General features: G+C 61.1%; 14 protein-coding genes. 5 read left to right on the top strand and 9 right to left on the bottom strand.

Features of this window, described 5'->3' with window-relative positions:
• The first annotated feature begins 1 nt into the window (after position 1).
• From tsaE to trxA, 5 genes are all read left to right on the top strand, one after another.
• Positions 2-1,513, top strand: coding sequence for a tRNA (adenosine(37)-N6)-threonylcarbamoyltransferase complex ATPase subunit type 1 TsaE (tsaE, locus tag AC1Q5O_RS12400; protein ID WP_492563370.1), 1,512 nt, complete (start codon positions 2-4; stop codon positions 1,511-1,513).
• On the top strand, positions 1,514-2,245 hold the full coding sequence (locus tag AC1Q5O_RS12395) for a nucleotidyltransferase family protein (RefSeq protein WP_492563368.1): 732 nt from the start codon (positions 1,514-1,516) through the stop codon (positions 2,243-2,245).
• Positions 2,238-5,381 carry a double-strand break repair protein AddB gene (addB, locus tag AC1Q5O_RS12390; protein WP_492563366.1) on the top strand — a complete coding sequence of 1,048 codons (3,144 nt, stop codon included), beginning with the start codon at positions 2,238-2,240 and terminating at the stop codon, positions 5,379-5,381. Before AC1Q5O_RS12395 ends, addB begins: the two co-directional genes overlap by 8 nt.
• Complete coding sequence (gene addA / locus AC1Q5O_RS12385; protein WP_492563365.1) at positions 5,378-8,881, top strand: double-strand break repair helicase AddA; 3,504 nt, start codon at positions 5,378-5,380, stop codon at positions 8,879-8,881. The genes addB and addA overlap by 4 nt, the downstream gene beginning before the upstream one ends.
• Positions 8,882-8,956: 75 nt before the next feature.
• Positions 8,957-9,280, top strand: a complete 324-nt coding sequence (trxA, locus tag AC1Q5O_RS12380; protein WP_105734109.1) for a thioredoxin — start codon at positions 8,957-8,959, stop codon at positions 9,278-9,280.
• A 47-nt stretch (positions 9,281-9,327) separates the two neighbouring features.
• Here trxA and AC1Q5O_RS12375 read toward each other — a convergent pair whose 3' ends face one another.
• The 9 genes from AC1Q5O_RS12375 to AC1Q5O_RS12335 all read right to left on the bottom strand — a co-directional run bounded on the left by AC1Q5O_RS12375 (position 9,328) and on the right by AC1Q5O_RS12335 (position 17,819).
• Positions 9,328-10,656 (bottom strand): bifunctional folylpolyglutamate synthase/dihydrofolate synthase, encoded by a 1,329-nt coding sequence (locus tag AC1Q5O_RS12375; protein ID WP_492563933.1) that lies wholly within the window; start codon positions 10,654-10,656, stop codon positions 9,328-9,330.
• 42 nt (positions 10,657-10,698) lie between these two features.
• Complete coding sequence (gene accD / locus AC1Q5O_RS12370; protein ID WP_223613979.1) at positions 10,699-11,616, bottom strand: acetyl-CoA carboxylase, carboxyltransferase subunit beta; 918 nt, start codon at positions 11,614-11,616, stop codon at positions 10,699-10,701.
• 41 nt (positions 11,617-11,657) lie between these two features.
• A complete protein-coding gene (gene trpA / locus AC1Q5O_RS12365) occupies positions 11,658-12,497 on the bottom strand; it encodes a tryptophan synthase subunit alpha (protein WP_492563361.1) in 840 nt (279 codons plus the stop codon).
• A gap of 2 nt (positions 12,498-12,499) precedes the next feature.
• Positions 12,500-13,750 carry a tryptophan synthase subunit beta gene (gene trpB, locus AC1Q5O_RS12360; protein ID WP_346306565.1) on the bottom strand — a complete coding sequence of 417 codons (1,251 nt, stop codon included), beginning with the start codon at positions 13,748-13,750 and terminating at the stop codon, positions 12,500-12,502.
• A gap of 17 nt (positions 13,751-13,767) precedes the next feature.
• Positions 13,768-14,427 (bottom strand): phosphoribosylanthranilate isomerase, encoded by a 660-nt coding sequence (locus tag AC1Q5O_RS12355; protein ID WP_492563359.1) that lies wholly within the window; start codon positions 14,425-14,427, stop codon positions 13,768-13,770.
• A 64-nt stretch (positions 14,428-14,491) separates the two neighbouring features.
• Positions 14,492-15,133 carry a YdcF family protein gene (locus AC1Q5O_RS12350; RefSeq protein ID WP_492563357.1) on the bottom strand — a complete coding sequence of 214 codons (642 nt, stop codon included), beginning with the start codon at positions 15,131-15,133 and terminating at the stop codon, positions 14,492-14,494.
• Complete coding sequence (locus tag AC1Q5O_RS12345; protein WP_492563355.1) at positions 15,133-15,891, bottom strand: M48 family metallopeptidase; 759 nt, start codon at positions 15,889-15,891, stop codon at positions 15,133-15,135. The genes AC1Q5O_RS12350 and AC1Q5O_RS12345 overlap by 1 nt, the downstream gene beginning before the upstream one ends.
• Positions 15,892-16,016: 125 nt before the next feature.
• Positions 16,017-16,457 (bottom strand): DUF2852 domain-containing protein, encoded by a 441-nt coding sequence (locus AC1Q5O_RS12340; RefSeq protein ID WP_464661988.1) that lies wholly within the window; start codon positions 16,455-16,457, stop codon positions 16,017-16,019.
• A 216-nt stretch (positions 16,458-16,673) separates the two neighbouring features.
• Complete coding sequence (locus AC1Q5O_RS12335) at positions 16,674-17,819, bottom strand: benzoate/H(+) symporter BenE family transporter (protein ID WP_492563352.1); 1,146 nt, start codon at positions 17,817-17,819, stop codon at positions 16,674-16,676.
• Positions 17,820-17,824: the final 5 nt, after the last annotated feature.

Here is a 17,824-nt window from a genome sequence, read left to right as displayed (position 1 = left end):
CATGACGTCCCTGACACTCCAGCTTGCAACGGCAGAAGACACGGAACGGCTTGGTCAGGACATCGGGCTGGCGCTGGTCAAGGGTGATCTTGTCACGCTGTCCGGCGATCTGGGGGCCGGAAAATCGACGCTGGCCCGCGGGCTGATCCGCACCATTGCCAATGACAGTGCCTATGAGGTTCCAAGCCCCACCTTCACGATCGTGCAATCCTATCCGGAACTGCGTTTGCCGATCAGTCACGTGGATTTGTACCGACTGTCTTCCAGCGAAGAAATCGACGAGCTTGGGCTGGACGAAGCACTGGAGGACGGCGCAGTTCTGGTGGAATGGCCGGAGCGGGCCGATGAGGTGCTGGCCAAGCCGGCGATCCGCATCAATCTGCTCCATGATGGCAATGGCCGCACGGTCGAGATTGAGGGGGAAGACGCCGCCCTTGCAAGGCTGCAGCGCTCGCTCGCCATACGCACATTCCTTGGCCGCGCGGGATATGCCGACGCAGACCGCCGCTATCTGCTTGGCGATGCCTCTGCACGCGGCTACGAGACCATCGATACCGGCTGCGAGCGTCCGCTGATCCTCATGAACTCGCCCTATAATCCCGGCGGACCGATCCTGCGCGATGGCAGGACCTATATGCAGATCGCCCATCTTTCCCAGTCGGTGACGGCGTTCGTTGCGGTCAACCATCTCTTGCGGTCCAATGGCTTCTATGTTCCGCAGATCATGTCCGACGATCTCGACAACGGCTTCCTGTTGCTCGAGAATCTTGGAAATGAAGGCATACTCGATGCGGATGGCGCCCCCATCGTCGAACGGTACGAGGCGTCCGTGCGGCTGCTGGCGCGCATGCATGAGCGCACCTGGGCGCGCGACGTCGAGATTGCCAAAGGCTATACCCATCATATCCATGATTTCGACCGCGACGCCATGATGATCGAAGTGGAGCTTCTGTCCGATTGGTATGTTCCGCGGATGGCGGGCTTCCGGCTGGCGCCGGAACAGAAGGCGGCCTACGTTGGCGCTTGGGATCAGGTGTTTAGTCGGCTTCGTTCTTCGGAGGAAAGTCTCGTTCAGCGCGATTTCCATTCCCCCAACATTCTCTGGCGCAGCGAGGCCAGCGGCATCGACCGCGTCGGGCTTCTCGATTTTCAAGATGCGATGATTGGCCCATCCGCCTATGACGTGGCGTCTCTGGTGCTCGATGCGCGCGTAACGGTCGAGCCTGAACTTCAGCAATACCTGCTGGCCGCTTATATCGAGGAACGGCGGTCCCGCGACAGTTCTTTCAATGAAATCGCCTTTCTGGAGGCCTTTTCCATCATGGCGGCGCAACGCAATGCCAAGATTCTGGGAATCTTCGTGCGGCTGGATGAACGGGACGGCAAACCCTATTATCTCAAGCACCTTCCGCGCATTCAGGCTTATCTGGCCGGCGCTCTCGGCCATCCGTCGCTGACGCCTGTCCGTGAATGGTGCGAAAAGATGGACCTTCTTTCCCTGGAGTTGCAGTGAATGACCATACCCGATACGGCGATGCTTCTGGCTGCGGGCCTCGGAAAGCGCTTGCGTCCCATTACCGATACGATGCCAAAACCGCTGGTAAAGGTAGCCGGCAAATCATTGATCGATTGGGGACTTGATGCTCTCAATGCGGCAGGTGTTGCCCGCGCGGTGGTCAATGTTCACTATCTCGCCGACCAGATGGAACAGCATCTCGGATCGCGGCGCTCGCCGGCAATCGCCATATCGGACGAGCGGACTGAACTGCTCGATTCGGCTGGCGGCATCGTCAAGGCCCTGCCCCTGATCGGTCAGGGCGCCTTTTACATTCTCAACGCCGATACATTCTGGATCGACGGGCCTCGTCCCAATCTTGTCCGTCTCGCCGAAGCATGGGATGCTTCGAAGATGGACATTCTTGTGATGGTGGCACGCATGGATCAGGCGACCGGCTATGAAGGCCGCGGCGATTTCACCGTGGATGCCCAGGGAAGGCTGCAGCGCTTCCGCGAAGGTGACGCATCGCCCTATATTTATGCCGGGGCTGCGATCACGCATCCGCGTCTCTTTGAAGGAAAGCCGGTGGCGCGCGCGTCGCTCAATCGCTATTTCGATGAAGCCATCAGTGCCGGGCGTCTCTTCGGGATGCCGATGCAGGGCCGTTGGCTGACCGTCGGCACGCCCGAGGCGATCGGAGAGGCGGAAGCCGTGATTGCCGGCCTCGGGCAGGAGACCCATGGTTGAGCGCCACAGTCCACGCATTTTCTCGATAGCGCCCGGCGACCCCTTTCTTCCCGCTCTGGTCGACGCGATTCTGTCCGGCAATCTCATTCCCGGTTTTCCGGCCAATCCCGCCGATCCGCTGGCGCTTGCCGGGGCGACGATTTATGTGCCGACCCGCCGCGCGGCGCGGACCCTGCGCTCGCTGCTTGTTGAAAAGAGTCCGGTGAAATCCGCGATCCTTCCCGTCATCCGGCCGCTCGGTGACGTGGATGAAGATGCAGCGATGTTCGATATGGGGTCGGACGCGTTTTTCGATCTGCTGCCGCCGGTCAGTTCGACGGAACGGCTGCTTCTGCTTGCACGGCTCGTGCGGCCGTGGCGGGAGCGTCTGCCGCAGCATGTCCGTGCCCTGTTCGGCAATGAGGACATTGCCATTCCGGCGACCACGGCGGATGCCATCTGGCTGGCGCGTGATCTGGCCGGGCTCATGGATCAGGTGGAGACAGAGGCAAGCGGCTGGAGCACGCTGTCGAACATCATTTCGGAGGAACTGCCGGAGTGGTGGCAGGTGACATTGGATTTCCTCAACATCGTCACCAGTCTCTGGCCGGATATTCTCAATGAGCGGCACCGGTCCAATCCCGCCGCCCACCGCAATCAGCTGATCGAACTTGAAGCAGAGCGGCTTCTGCGCAACCCACCCGATGGCCCTGTTATCGCCGCGGGTTCCACCGGCTCGATCCCGGCCACAGCACATCTTCTCAGCGCAATCGCCGCCCTGCCGCAAGGTGCGGTGGTCCTGCCGGGGCTTGATCGCGACATGGATGAGATCAGCTGGCAGGTGCTGGCCAACACGCAGGATAATCCGTCCATCTTTGGTCATCCGCAATTCGGCCTGAGGAAGCTTCTGGCCGAGCTTGGCGTCCTGCGCCAGGACGTTGTCCGTCTTGGCACGGTCAGCCCGCAGAAGCGGGCACGCGAGCATCTGCTGGCGGAAGCCATGCGCCCTGCCGAAACAAGCGAGGCGTGGAGTGCTATCAACCGGGAAAGCAACGCGTTTTCCGCGGCGGTCGCGCCCGTCGCCCTGATCGAGGCGGCCAACGAACGCGAGGAAGCACTGGCAGTGGCGATCGCCCTGCGCGATGCCATTGAAACACCCGATAAGACGGCGGCGCTCATTACGGCGGATCGGGATCTCGCCCGGCGTGTGGCCAGTGAACTTGCGCGTTTCAACATTGCCGCCGATGATTCCGGCGGTCACGCCCTGCGCGAGACGCAGCCGGCAACGCTGTTGCGCCTCACACTGGAAACGGTGTTCAATCCGGGTGACCCTGTCGTGCTGTTGGCCTTGCTCAAGCATCCGTTGACGCGGCTCGCCATGGACCGCAACGCCGTCCGGCAGGCGGCGGAAACCATTGAACTCATTGCCCTGCGCGGCGGCACCGGACGCGCGACTCTGGCAGGACTGGCTGAATTCTTTGAGCGGCGTCTTGCCGAAGGCAGTGCGTCACCCTTCGAGCCTGCCTGGCTGCGCCAGATCTCCGCGCAGCGCATTGAGGCCGCGCGGATCGTCTGCGCGGCGCTCGGGCAATGCATGCTTGAGCTCAGTGCCTTCACGCAGGTCGGCGAATCCGTGGAAATATCGGATATCGTCCGGGCGACAATTGCCAGCCTCGAAAATCTGGTCCGCGATGACAGGGGTGATATATCGGGGCTTTATACCGGCGCTGCCGGAGAACAGTTCGCCGCCTTTCTGCGCAATCTCGTCTCCGCCGATTCCGGTCTCGATTTCAAGCCGGTTGAATGGCCGGCAATGATCGAAGCCCTGATGGCGGGGGAGGTGGTGAAACCCAAGGCCGGTGCCCATCCGCGCCTGTTCATCTGGGGTGCACTGGAAGCGCGCCTGCAGACCGTCGATACCGTCATCATCGGCGGGCTGAATGAGGGGTCCTGGCCGGGCAAAACCCGCAATGATCCCTTCATGTCCCGGCCGATGAAAGCCGTCATCAACCTGGAACCGCCGGAACGGCGCACCGGCCTTGCGGCGCATGATTTCCAGATGGCGCTCGGCATGGAGCGGGTCATTCTCAGCCGGGCGCAGCGCTCGGCCAATGCGCCAACCGTTGCATCGCGCTGGTTGCAGCGGTTGGAAACGGTGCTTGGCAAGAAGGCAGGTGATGAATTGCGCGCACGCGGTGCGCAATATCTGCATTGGGCCCGGGATATCGACGATGCGCCGGATGAGGACTTTGTCAAACGGCCGGAGCCGAAGCCGCCGCTCGAGGCGCGGCCAAAGCATTTTTCCGTCACGGAAATCGAAACCCTGCGGCGCGATCCCTACGCGATCTTCGCCCGTCGCATCCTGCGCCTGCGTCCCATCGAGCCGCTGATCCGCGATCCCGATGCGGCGGAGCGCGGCTCGCTGTTTCACAACATTCTGGCGCATTTCACCGAACAGGGTATCGATCCGGTTCGTGCCGATGCGGCTGCCCGGCTTTCGGAGATTGGCCGGCGCTATTTCGATGACATCGCCTTGCCGGAGGAAATCGATGCGGTGTGGTGGCCGCGTTTCCTGAACCTTGTGCCCGAGTTCCTGCAATGGGAGCGCGAACGGGCGGCGCTGCTGGCCGAGCGCCATCCGGAAATCGCCTCGAAGAAAATCCCGGTCGAGGCGTCGGGCGTCACGCTTTCCGGCCGTGCCGACCGTGTTGATCTGATGCGGGACGGAACCGTTGAAATCATCGATTACAAGACCGGTTCCACCCCCTCGCGCAAGCAGGCCCATGTGCTGCTCTCGCCGCAGCTGGCGCTGGAAGCGGCGCTTCTCGCCCGCGGCGCCTTTCACGAAGTCGGTGCGCGTCAGGCCTCGGATCTGCTCTATATACGCTTGCGGCCAAACGGCCGGGTGGATCCTGAATCGATCCTCAAGGTGGGAACAGCGGCCAGCAAGAGCGAAAAGACTGCGCCTGAGCTCGGTGTGCTTGCGTGGCTCCGCTTGAATGAACTGCTTGTTGCCTATCACGATCCGCAAAAGGGTTATCTGTCGCGCGCCCTGCCGTTCAAGGAAAGCGATCTGACGGGGGATTATGATCATCTCGCGCGGGTACTGGAATGGTCGGCGGGTGGCGCTGACGATGGCGGGGAGGGCGGGGAATGAAAAAGCCGCTCAACATCCCCAGGGAAACCATTGCCGACCAGAACAGTGCCGCCAATCCGGTGGATTCAGTCTGGGTGTCCGCCAATGCCGGGTCAGGCAAGACACACGTTCTGACCGAGCGCGTCATCCGCCTTCTGCTCGACGGCACCGATCCGTCGAAAATACTATGTCTGACCTATACCAAGGCCGCAGCAGCCGTCATGCAGAACCGTGTCTTTGCCCGGCTTTCCGATTGGGCAACCATGGATGAGGAGGCACTGGCGCAAACGATCGAGAAAATCGACGGCAAGCGTCCCGGACCCGCGCGGCTGGCGCAGGCGCGCCGCCTGTTTGCCCGGGCATTGGAAACGCCGGGGGGGCTGAAGATCCAGACGATCCACGCCTTCTGCGAGGCCATTTTGCATCAGTTTCCATTGGAAGCGAACATCGCCGGTCATTTCGAACTGATGGATGACATGATGCAGGTGGCGCTGGTGGGGGAAGCACGCCGCCAGCTGCTGCAGAAAGCGCGGCTTGACGGCAATGTCGAACTTGCGGCTGCCTTCAACGATGTCCTGGACGCGGCCGGCGAATTCGGGTTGCAGGAACTGCTCGATGAAGCCGTCAACAAGCGCCATGACCTGACCCAGTTCATTCGTGACGTGGGTCATGATGCGCTGCGGCGTCCCCTCTTCTTTGCCCAGTTTGGCTTTACCGGCGAGGAGACGGAGGACGATATCCTGTCCACCCTCTGGCCGGTTCCGGAATTCCCGCAGGGTGCGCTGGACGATATCATGGCGGTGCCGAAGGGCGCTTCGCGAGCCCAGGAGTTTGCGCTCCTGCTGCGGTTTGCCAGGGTGAATGATCAAATCGATCAGCGTGAAGAGGTGCTGCGCGCCGCCTTTCTCAAAGCGACAGGCGATCCCAAGAGCGGCAGCTATGTCGCGTCGAAAGGCGTGACCGACCGCATTCCCGATTTCATCGAACGCTATGACCGGGCAGCGGACAGGGTTTTCAGCGGCCTGGACCGCCTGAAGCAGCTGCGGCAGATCCGGCTGACCCTGTCGGCACTGGTGCTGATCGACGATCTGATCGGCCGTTACCAGCAGATGAAAAGGGCGCGGGGCCTGCTCGACTTCGATGATCTGATCGTGCGCACGGTGGCACTGCTGGCGCGGCAGGATGCCGGGCCGTGGGTGCAGTACAAGCTCGACAAGGGCATTGATCACATTCTGGTCGATGAGGCGCAGGATACCAGCCCCAACCAGTGGCGGGTCATCCGCCTGCTCAGCGAGGAGTTTTTTTCCGGCAGTACCGCGCGCACGGTCCGGCGTACCCTGTTCGCCGTGGGTGACGAAAAGCAGTCCATCTATTCCTTCCAGGGCGCCATCCCGGAAGATTTCGCCCGCCATGGCAAGGCAACCCAGAAAAACGCCGAAAATGCCGAACTGAGTTTCTCCAGGGTCAATCTGAACTTCTCCTTCCGCTCCGTACCCGACGTACTGTCCGCAGTGGATGCAGTGTTCAAGCGGCCTGAAGCCAATCGCGGCTTTGGTGCCGATCACGGGGCGACTGTCCACACGGCGATCCGGTCCGGCGATCCCGGTGAAGTGCAGATCTGGGATATGCTGACACCCGAAACCACGGAACAGGAGGAGGATTGGCGCACGCCGGTCGACAGTCTCCCCGCCCCGCCGGTTCGCCTTGCCGAACAGATCGCCCGGACCATCGATCTCTGGTTGAAAAACGGCGAAATCATCGAAGGCAAGAACCGGTGTCTGCAGGCGCGCGATATTATGGTTCTGGTGCGCAAGCGCGATCAGTTCATGCCCGCCCTGTCGCGTGAGTTGAAGAAGCGCCATGTGCCGGTGGCCGGTGCCGACCGGCTCAAACTGACGGACCATATCGCCGTCAAGGATTTGATGGCGCTTGGCCGTTTCATGCTCTTGCCCTCCGATGACCTGTCGCTGGCGGCACTGCTCAAGAGCCCGATCTTCAAATGGGGCGATGACCAGCTTTTCCATCTGGCGCACGGGCGGGCGGAAAACGAAACCCTGCATCAGCGCCTGACGATCCGGGCCAAGAGCGATCCTGCGCTGGCGGTCGTCGCCAAGCGCCTGCAGGAGTGGCGCAACCGTGCCGATACGGTGCCGGTGTTCGAATTCTACGCGGATATTCTTGGCAGTGGTGGTGCACGGCGTGAGCTTCTGGCGCGGCTTGGGCACGAGGCTGGCGACGTCATCGACGAATTCCAGAACTATGCCATCGCCACGGAAAAGACCGGTCTTCCCGGACTGCAGGCCTTTCTTGAAACACTGGAAGCGGCCACCCCCGAGATCAAGCGCGAACTCGACCAGAGCCGTGATGAAGTGCGCATCATGACCGTGCATGCGGCCAAGGGGCTTGAAGCTGCGGTGGTATTCCTGGTTGATTCCGGCAGTTCGGCCTCGTCAGGCGGGCGAACGCCCAATCTTCTGTCGTTTCCAATGAGGGAAGAAGAGGGATGGCAGGGAAAGGGCTTCCTTTTCGTGCCGTCCAAATCCTATGCTACCGCCTTTACCGGCGCCATCGTCGACAGCCTGAAGGTACGGTCAGAAGAGGAATACCGTCGTCTCCTCTATGTCGGAATGACCCGCGCGGAAGATCGTCTGATCGTTTGCGGCTATCGTGGTGCCCGCCAGTCTCCGGATACCTGGCACGGTCTTGTCGATGCTGCGCTGACGGATGTAAGCGAACCGTTCGATCATCCGGTTGAAGGTGTCGTCGCAAAACGTTACCGCGAGACTGCGCAGACCGGTGGTCCGGTGCAGGAGCCGGAATTGGTGCCGGCGGCATCGGTTATGCCTTTCCCGTCCCGGTATCGTGTGCCGATGTCAAGGGAGGCCGGGCTGCCGCGCCCGCTGGCGCCGTCCGGCGTGTCTCTTCTGATCGAGCCCGAGGCGGAAGAGCCGCTGGTCACCGGCTCGCCGGTTCTCGGCGCGGAGGGCACCGATCCCACCTTTGCGATCCGGCGCGGTACAGTCATCCATGCACTGTTGCAGACATTGCCCAATCTGCCCGCCGCTCACCGCCACGCTGCCGCCGAACGGTATCTCTCCCGCGCTGCCTTTGACTGGAAGCCGGAAGAAATCGAAAGCGCCCTGCAATCGGCATTCGCCGTCATGGACGATCAGCGCTTCGCGCCGGTCTTCGCGCCCGGTTCCCTCGCGGAAATCGCAGTCATGGGCACATTGCATCTGCGCGGCAAGGATCATGCCGTATCCGGCGTCATTGACCGGCTCGCGGTGAACGAAAACCGGGTGCTGATCGTCGACTACAAGACCAACCGCCCGGCGCCACGCAACCTGAAAGAGGTGCCCGACGCCTATGTGGCGCAGCTGGCACTCTACCGGCAATTGCTGGAGCCGCTTTATCCTGGAAAGAGCGTGGAGGCTGCCCTGCTGTTCACCGAAGGGCCCCATCTCATCGATATTCCGGTGAATGAGATGCAGGCCGCCCTTGCCCGTCTCACCGCATCGTGAGATGACCGAGCTTGACGCGGGTGGGTAGACTCACCACATGATGGGCAACATTCAATAACCGATAAGGAAAAGCCGATGGCTACCGTCAAGATCGACACCAGCAATTTCCAGTCCGATGTACTTCAGGCAGGTCAGCCTGTTGTTGTTGATTTCTGGGCCGAGTGGTGCGGCCCCTGCAAGATGATCGCCCCTGCCCTTGAAGAAATCGCTTCGGAAATGGCTGGCAAGGTCACGATTGCCAAAGTCAACATCGACGAGAATCCGGAACTTGCAGCCCAGTTCGGCGTACGTTCCATTCCGACATTGCTGATGTTCAAGGATGGCGAACTGGCTGCCAATCTGGTTGGCGCTGCTCCCAAGAGCAAGCTCAGCGACTGGATCCGTAATTCAGCCGCATAAGCCGAAGTCATAGACATTCATCAAACCCGGCATTCGTGCCGGGTTTTTTATTGCGGCGGGGTGCCGTTTTCGGCCAGAACGTCGCCGGCGAGATACAGCGAGCCGCCGATGAGAATGCGAGGTGCGGGCTCGGACTTGTCCCAGCTGTCCCGCAATATTTTCAGCGCATTCTCGACGGAGTGCACCGGCTCGGCGGAAAGGCCGGCATCGCCGGCGGCAATCGCCAGCTGTTCATGCGGAATACCGGAATCGCTGGAGCGGATCGGCACCGTATAGACATGCCGCGCCATGCCGGTGAAGGCTTCGAAATAGCCGATGGGGTCTTTCGTGTTGATCATCCCGGTGATCAGGAAAAGCGGCCGCGGGCTGCGGTCTTCCAGCGATGCGATCGCCTCGGCGATCACCAGGCCTGCACCGGGGTTGTGGCCGCCATCGAGCCATATTTCCGAACCGGGTACTGCCAGCTCGACCAGCTTGCCCTTGATCAGGCGCTGCATGCGGGCGGGCCATTCGACGGTTGTCATGGCCGTTTCGATGGCATAATCCGGCAGCGTGAAACCCGCCGTCTTCACCGCCTGGATGGCGGCTGCGGCATTGGACAATTGATGCCGGCCGAGCAAGGCCGGCAAGGGCAGGTCGAGGAGGCCCGTATTGTCCTGATAGATCATCCGGCCGCGTTCTTCGAAGGCAAGAAAATCCTGGCCGTAGACGGCAAAGGGGCAATCCCGCCGCTCGGCCGTTTCGATCAGCACCATGCGTGCCGCTTCTTCTTCCTGCGCACCGATGACAACGGGACAGCCCGGCTTGATGATCCCGGCTTTCTCCGCCGCGATCAGTTCGACCCGGTCGCCGAGATAGGGCTGGTGATCGAGCGAGATCGGCATGATGACGCTGACCGCAGGTTCCGGAATGACGTTCGTGGCGTCGAAACGTCCGCCAAGCCCGACCTCGAGGATCACGGCATCGGCCGGATGTTCGGAAAACAGGACGAAGGTGACGGCGGTCAGTATCTCGAAAACGGTGATGGCCTGACCGGCATTGGCTTCCTCGACTCGGGTGAGGGCGTCGGCAAAGGTTTCATCGTCGACCAGCTTGCCGCCGCCCGGTGCACCCAGTCTGTAGCGTTCATACCAGTGAACGAGATGCGGCGAGGTGTGCACGTGCACCGTATAACCGGCAGCTTCCAAAAGCGCCCTGGAGAAAGCAACGCATGACCCCTTGCCGTTGGTGCCCGCCACGTGGATGACGGGAGGCATTTTCAGGTGCGGATTGCCCAAGGCATGGAGAAGACGCGTGACGCGCCCCAGCGACAGGTCAAAACCCTTCGGGTGAAGCCCGAGCAAACGCTCGATAATCGCCTCAGCCTTCGACGACACAGACAAAGCCAACGGCAAAGGCCTCCAGAACCATCAATTGAATCAAGCTTCGGCTTCAATCGTTGCCGGCAGCGCCGCGCCATTCGGTTTGGCAACGGGAACCTCGGTGGCCTTTTCGCCCATGAGCATCTTCAACAGACGCGCAATGGTGGCTTTGAGTTCGGTGCGCGGCACGACCATGTCGACCATGCCATGGGCTTTCAGGTATTCGGCGGTCTGGAAGCCTTCCGGCAGCTTTTCCCGAATGGTCTGCTCGATGACACGTTGTCCGGCAAAGCCGATCAGCGCGCCCGGCTCGGCAATATGGATGTCGCCTAGCATGGCGTAGGAGGCGGTGACGCCGCCCGTGGTCGGGTTGGTGAGGACCACGATATAGGGCAGGCCCGCTTCCTTCAGCATTTCCACCGCAACGGTGGTGCGCGGCAGCTGCATCAGCGAAAGAATGCCTTCCTGCATGCGGGCGCCGCCGGAGGCAGCGAACAGAACGAGCGGCCGCTTCTGGGCGATTGCCGTTTCAAACGCCTTGATGATGGCTTCGCCTGCCGCCATGCCCAGCGATCCGCCGATGAAGCTGAAATCCTGAACCGTTGCCACAATCGGCAGGCCTTCGATGGTACCCAGCGCGTTGATGATCGTGTCTTCGACGCCGGACTTGGCGCGATGTTCCTTCAGGCGGTCGATATAGCGCTTTTCGTCGCGGAACTTCAGCGGATCGGTGACTACTTTCGGCTGTTCCAGCAATTCGTAGGCGCCATCATCGAAAAAGTAGCGAAGGCGGTCCTTGGCACGAATGCGCATGTGGTGGCCGGACGACGGCACGACCCACTGGTTCTTTTCCAGATCCGTATGGAAGACCATCTCACCCGAAACCGGATCCTTGATCCAGAGGTTTTCGGGCATTTCGCGGCGACCAAGCATCGAATTGATCTTCGGCCGGACGTAATTTGTGATCCAGTTCATGATCGGTCCTGTTCTCTCGTCGGTATTGTGATTTAGGGCTTCTATTCCGCCGCTGCAAGGCGCACGGCGCGCACGCCGCTGGAAAGTCCCTGCACCATCGTGGCGACGGCTTCGGCCGGATCGGCCACAAGCGAGCCATCCGGACGGATTGTATTGGCAACGGCATTGACGATTGCGGTGCCGACGACAACGCCATCCGCCGCGGTGCCGATCACCTTGGCCTGCTCTGCGGTCTTGACGCCGAACCCGACTACAACCGGTAGGTCCGTATGCTGCTTGATGCGCTTGACCGCATCCGCCACCCTGCTCGTATCGGGCAGGGCAGAACCGGTGATGCCGTTCATCGAGACGTAGTAGACAAAGCCGGATGTGTTCTGCAGCACCTTGGGAAGACGCTTCTCATCCGTCGTCGGTGTGGCCAGCCGGATGAAGTTGATACCGGCCTTGATGGCGGGAATGCACAGTTCCGCATCCATTTCCGGCGGCAGGTCGACGATGATCAAGCCGTCGATACCGGAGGCCACCGCATCCCTGAGGAAGCGGTCGACACCATAGATATAAATCGGATTGTAATACCCCATCAGCACGATGGGCGTGGTGTTGTCGCTCTCGCGGAAGCTTGCAGCGAGTGCGAGCGTCTTTGTCAGCGACATGCCCTTTTTCAGGGCACGCAGGCCAGCTGTCTGAATTGCCGGGCCGTCGGCCATCGGATCGGAAAAGGGAACGCCGAGCTCGATGATATCCGAACCGGAACCGGGCAGTGCCTTCATGATCTTCAGCGAGGTCTCATAATCCGGATCGCCGCCCATGAAATAGGTCACCAGCGCCGGACGCCCCTCCGCCTTCAACGCGGCAAATTTTCTGTCGATACGGGTCGCCATGCTTAAATCTCCATGCCCATGAGTTTGCCGACCGTATGCACATCCTTGTCGCCGCGACCCGACAGGTTGACGATCATGATCTTGTCCTGTGCCATTTCCGGTGCGATTTTCACCGCCTGGGCAATGGCGTGGGCCGATTCAAGCGCGGGAATGATGCCTTCGACGCGTGTCGTCAGCTGGAACGCATCGAGAGCCTCGTCATCGAGGATCGGTACATACGAAACCCGGCCGGTATCGCGCAGCCAGGAATGCTCCGGCCCGACGCCCGGATAATCGAGACCGGCGGAAACCGAGTGGCCATCGAGAATCTGGCCGTCCTTGTTCTGCAGCAGATAGGTGCGGTTGCCGTGCAGCACGCCCGGGCTGCCGGCACTCATGGAGGCGCAATGCTCCTCGCCGTCGAGGCCGCGGCCGCCGGCTTCAACGCCGATGATTTCGACGCTCTTGTCGTCAAGGAAGGGGTGGAACAGGCCGATGGCGTTGGAACCGCCGCCGACGGCCGCAATGATCGTATCGGGCAGGCGGCCCTCACGCTCGAGGATCTGCGCGCGTGCTTCCTCGCCGATCACCGACTGGAAATCGCGCACCAGTTCCGGATAGGGATGCGGGCCTGCAGCGGTGCCGATGAGGTAGTAGGTGTCATCGACATTCGAGACCCAGTCGCGCAGCGCCTCGTTCATCGCATCCTTCAACGTGCCGTGGCCGGAGGCGACGGGCTTCACTTCAGCGCCCAGCAGCTTCATGCGGAAAACATTGGGTGCCTGCCGTTCGACGTCGGTTGCGCCCATATAGACGACACAGGGCAGGCCGAACCGGGCCGAGACCGTCGCTGAGGCAACGCCGTGCTGGCCGGCACCGGTTTCCGCGATGATGCGGGTCTTGCCCATGCGCTTTGCCAGCAGGATCTGGCCAAGGCAATTGTTGATCTTGTGGCTGCCGGTATGGTTGAGGTCTTCGCGCTTGAAGTAGATTTTCGCGCCGCCATCAAGACCCTTGTCTTTCGCCAGCTGGCGGACATGCCTGGTCAAACCTTCGGCATAATAGAGTTTTGACGGGCGCCCGGCGTAATTGGTGGACAATTCACGCAGCTCGGCCTTGAAGGCCGGATCATTCTTGGCGTCGTCATAGGCCTGCTGCAATTCAAGGATCAGCGGCATCAGGGTTTCAGCAACGAAACGCCCGCCGAAAATACCGAACATGCCCTCTTCGTCGGGGCCTGTCTTGAATGAATTGGGTTCTACCGCCTTGTCCACCGTTCCGCTCCGTTTGTTCAGGCCACATCAGCGCTTTTGGCGGCGCGCGCAACCCGGAAAAATTCTCTGATCAGGCTAACATCTTTTACACCCGGTGCGGACTCGACGCCGGACGAAATATCGATGCCGCGCGCATTCGTCGCTTCCAGCGCCTCGGCAATATTACCGGCGTTGAGGCCCCCGGAAAGCATGTAATTGACCGGGGCGTCAAGGCCGCCGAGGATTTGCCAGTCGAAAGACACGCCATTTCCTCCCGGAAGGTCCGATCCCTTGGGTGGTTTGGCATCGAAGAGAAAGCCGTCGGCAATGCCGATATAGGGGGCAATCGCGTCAAGATCGCGGCGTTCGCGCAGCGCCAGGGCCTTGATGACAGGCAATCCGTAGCGCTGCTTCACGGCGCTGACACGGGCCGGACTTTCGTCGCCATGCAGCTGCAGCATGTCGGGCTGCATCTCGGCAACAATCGCATCAAGCGTTGCGTCGTCTGCATTTACGGTGACGGCAACGGCCTTCGCCCGACCGACTGCGGCGCGGCGCAGGCGGCCAGCGGTCTGCGCATCGACGTTGCGCGGGCTTTTGGGGAAAAAGATAAAACCGATATGCGACGCGCCTTCATCCAGCGCTGCCGCAACGGCTTCGTCGGTCTTTAATCCGCATATTTTGATATCAAGGCTCATAACCGGTGCCAGTGCCACGAAAACGCGCAAGAGTCGAGGATTTTGCGCGGTTTATCCTTCGATACTAAAGGTGGTGGTCATAGCCCGCTTTGACAAGGAAATCGAACGCATCTGCGACAGCCGGAGGGACCGATTGCGCAATCTGAAAGCCTTTGACCGGATAGTCGACGATGCGCTTGACGTCGCCAACCATCTCATGGATCAGTCGGTCGAGCGGATAGGTCGTGATCGGTTGATCCTGAAAGCCGTGCAATGGTGCCGTCACCGCGGCGTTTATCTCCGGCCATTGCGCGCGCACCGTCGCGAAGGCCCGGCGCTGCGTCTGCGGTTTGGTGACGATGATGACGCGCTTGACCGTATCACCAGCCATTTCCCGCGCAAACCGGATATTCTCGCCGATATTGGTCGCGTTCGGTTCAATCAGAATCGCGTCGGCCGGGACGCCAGCGCCAATGGCGCGCGCGGCAAATGCTTCCGCCTCGCTCGTTGTGTAGAGATGGTTGGTCCAGTTGCCGGCCTTGCCGGTGAACAGGATTTTGGTGGCCAGCCCCTGATGCCACAGATCGGCGCAGCGGTCGGCCACGCGCAGGTCGTAGCTGCCGAGGCCGATGATCAGGTCGGCCGGGCCCAGCGGGTCATAGACGAGATGGAAATTCCAGAGGATTCGGGCGGCCGCTTCTATGGCAGGCGTGACTGGTTCCGGCATCAGCTGAAATCAATCGCCTGAAGGGCGCTGCCGTTGCGCTTCAACCAGGCCTTGCAGCGTTCCGTATCCGGGCAGAGCTCGCCGCAAAGCTTCCAGAATTTTGGTCCGTGGTTCATCTCTTTCAGATGGGCAACTTCATGCGCCACGAGATAGTCGATGATCGGTGGCGGCGCCATCATGATGCGCCAGGAAAAGGAGAGGGTGCCGTCCGAGGTGCAGGAGCCCCAGCGGCTTTTGGTATCCTTGAGGCGGATAATCTTGGCCCGTCGTCCGACCGTTGCGGTGTGCCGCGCCACCAGCATGTCCAGATCGTGCCGTGCTTCCCGTTTGAGGAAGTCACCGACCCGGCGCGCCAGATGCGGCCGGTCGCCATGGACGATCAATCGCGGACCCTCCGCGCCGTTCTCCTGTCTTACAGTTCCACGCTTGTCCGGTTCATGCACGATGAGATGCGGGACGCCGCGGATCGGAATCTTGACCCCCGGCCGCACTTTGGGCTGGTCCGGCATCTTGGCAATGCGGGTCTCGATCCAGCCCTCGTGACGCGCCAGGAATTTGTCGACTTCGCGCGCCGGCATCCCCGGCGGCACGGTGATCCGCAAACCCTTGCCGCCTGCATCGATGCGCAGGGTAAGACGCGTTGCGCGCGGGTTTTCCATCACGCGCAACGGCAGGACACGGCCCGCAACCTCGTAGCTCCGCTCGGCTTTCAGCGTCGCGGATTTTTTCGGCGGGCTTCGGAACAGCGAAAGGATCATGGGCGGGACTTTAATTGATTCGGGTGAAAGCCGTGAGACAAAACAGAGGCGGCGCCGGATCGCTCCGGCGCCGCTTCGCTGGAGAAATGCGGACAGGACTGGAGGGAACCGTCCGCAGGATGGTGTTATTCCTCTTCGGCGTCGTTGGCGCCCGAAGACGGCTTCTTTGCCGCGGCATTGCGTTCAGCCATGAAGCGGTCAAACTCTTCCCGGTCCTTGGCACGGCGCAGTTCATGCGCGTAGTCCTCGAACGCGGCGCGCATCTCTTCGAGCTTGCGGCGTTCCTCGGCCAGGCGCTCCAGTTCCTTTTCGCGCCATTCGTCGAAGGCGACATTGCCTGTGCCGAACGAACCGCGTCCGAAGGACGGACCCTTGCCGCGACGGAATGCGCCGCAGAAGCCATCGGTAGCGCGGCTGACGTCGCGCTTGAAACCATCCAGCCGGTTACCCCAAAGGATGTAAGCGAGCATGGCGAAACCAAGCGGCCAGAACAGCATGAAACCAATAACCATCAGGGCGATGGTTGCTGGGGTCCAGCCCGGCCGGATCAAAGCAGCATTGTTCATAAAAGCCCTTCCTTCTCACGAAAGCCCGACCCGCACATGACCCCAAAAACCGGAATGGTTTTTGGATAAGGATCATGTGCCAATCCAAAAGTTATACTGCGTCCTTTGTGCGCCCTGCAGGGCGCACGGCGCAGTATTGGTCGATTGTTTACGACATGGGAGACGGATTGCGGCTTTTCAAGAAATGTCGGGCTCGAATGCGGTAAGGGTTTGGAATCAGATATGTTTCTTTGCGTGATCGAAGGCAACGACAAGCAGGCCTGCCACCAGCGCCCAGAAGGCAGCGCCGATTCCGGCAATGGAAATGCCCGATGCGGTCACGGCAAAGGTGACGACGGCGGCTAGCCGCTCGGTCTCATTCTTCAACGCGATCGTCAGCGCATTGGCAAAGGCGCCGATCAGGGCGAGACCGGCGACCAGCGCGATCAGGGGTGCCGGCAGGACGGCAAACAGCGCCACCAGCGAAGCGCCGAAGATGGCCAGTATCAGGTAGGACAGCGCGTAGAACGGGCCGGTCAGCCAGCGCTGCGCCGGATCCGGATGGGCATCCGGCCCGGTGCAGATTGCCGCTGAGATGGCGGCCATGTTGCTCGTATGTGCGCCGAAGGGTGCCGTCAGCAATGAAAGGAGCCCTGTTACCTGCAATGCCGCCGACGTCGGCGGCTCGTAACCGGCGGCACGAAGCACGGCAAAACCGGGCAGATTCTGCGACGCCATGGTGACGAGATAAAGCGGCAGGGCAATGCCGATGATCGCCCGTGTGTCGAAGACCGGCATGATGAGGGTGAGTGTCGAGAGGCTGATATCCGGTACGCTGGCAACACGGCCGCTGAGGAAGGCGAAGAGAATGCCGCCGAACAGCACGGCGAGGACTGCCATGGCCGGATTGAACAGGCGGATGACGAAGAAGAGAAGCACCAAAGGCAGGACGAAGATCGGATCGACGGGGATCGTTCGTGCAGCGCCGATGAGGAAGGCGAACAGGACGCCAGCCAGCATGCCGGAGGCAATCGATGCCGGAATTTTGGAAACAAGGCCGGAAACCGGCTTGACCAGTCCCGTGATGATGATGGCGATGGCTGTGACGATGAAGGCGCCGACACCCTGCTGCATGGTAAAGCCCGTGCTGGCCCCGATCAGGGCCAGTCCCGGCGTCGACCATGCCGTGATGATCGGCATCTTGTAACGCCAGCTGAGAAAACCCGTCGAGATAAACATGGCAAGACAAAGCGCCGTCACCCAACTTGCCGTCTGCGCCTGTGTCGCGCCAAGCGCCTGTGCCGCCGCGATGATCAGTGCGAGCGTGCCGCCAAACCCGACAATGGCGGCGACGACGGCAGAAGCAATCACGGAGGAGCGCATGGGAT

The sequence above is a fragment of the Phyllobacterium sp. MT110 genome (assembly GCF_058792715.1).
Note: the sequence above shows the minus strand (reverse complement) of the source record. Positions and strands in the feature narration are given on the sequence as shown.

Coding starts and splice junctions, on each gene's coding strand:
- AC1Q5O_RS12395 (WP_492563368.1), top strand. CDS start 1,514: ATGACCATACCCGATACGGCGATGCTTCTGGCTGCGGGCCTCGGAAAG.
- tsaE (WP_492563370.1), top strand. CDS start 2: ATGACGTCCCTGACACTCCAGCTTGCAACGGCAGAAGACACGGAACGG.
- AC1Q5O_RS12350 (WP_492563357.1), bottom strand. CDS start 15,133: ATGCCGGAACCAGTCACGCCTGCCATAGAAGCGGCCGCCCGAATCCTC.
- AC1Q5O_RS12355 (WP_492563359.1), bottom strand. CDS start 14,427: ATGAGCCTTGATATCAAAATATGCGGATTAAAGACCGACGAAGCCGTT.
- trxA (WP_105734109.1), top strand. CDS start 8,957: ATGGCTACCGTCAAGATCGACACCAGCAATTTCCAGTCCGATGTACTT.
- addB (WP_492563366.1), top strand. CDS start 2,238: ATGGTTGAGCGCCACAGTCCACGCATTTTCTCGATAGCGCCCGGCGAC.
- trpA (WP_492563361.1), bottom strand. CDS start 12,497: ATGGCGACCCGTATCGACAGAAAATTTGCCGCGTTGAAGGCGGAGGGG.
- AC1Q5O_RS12345 (WP_492563355.1), bottom strand. CDS start 15,891: ATGATCCTTTCGCTGTTCCGAAGCCCGCCGAAAAAATCCGCGACGCTG.
- accD (WP_223613979.1), bottom strand. CDS start 11,616: ATGAACTGGATCACAAATTACGTCCGGCCGAAGATCAATTCGATGCTT.
- addA (WP_492563365.1), top strand. CDS start 5,378: ATGAAAAAGCCGCTCAACATCCCCAGGGAAACCATTGCCGACCAGAAC.
- AC1Q5O_RS12335 (WP_492563352.1), bottom strand. CDS start 17,819: ATGCGCTCCTCCGTGATTGCTTCTGCCGTCGTCGCCGCCATTGTCGGG.
- AC1Q5O_RS12340 (WP_464661988.1), bottom strand. CDS start 16,457: ATGAACAATGCTGCTTTGATCCGGCCGGGCTGGACCCCAGCAACCATC.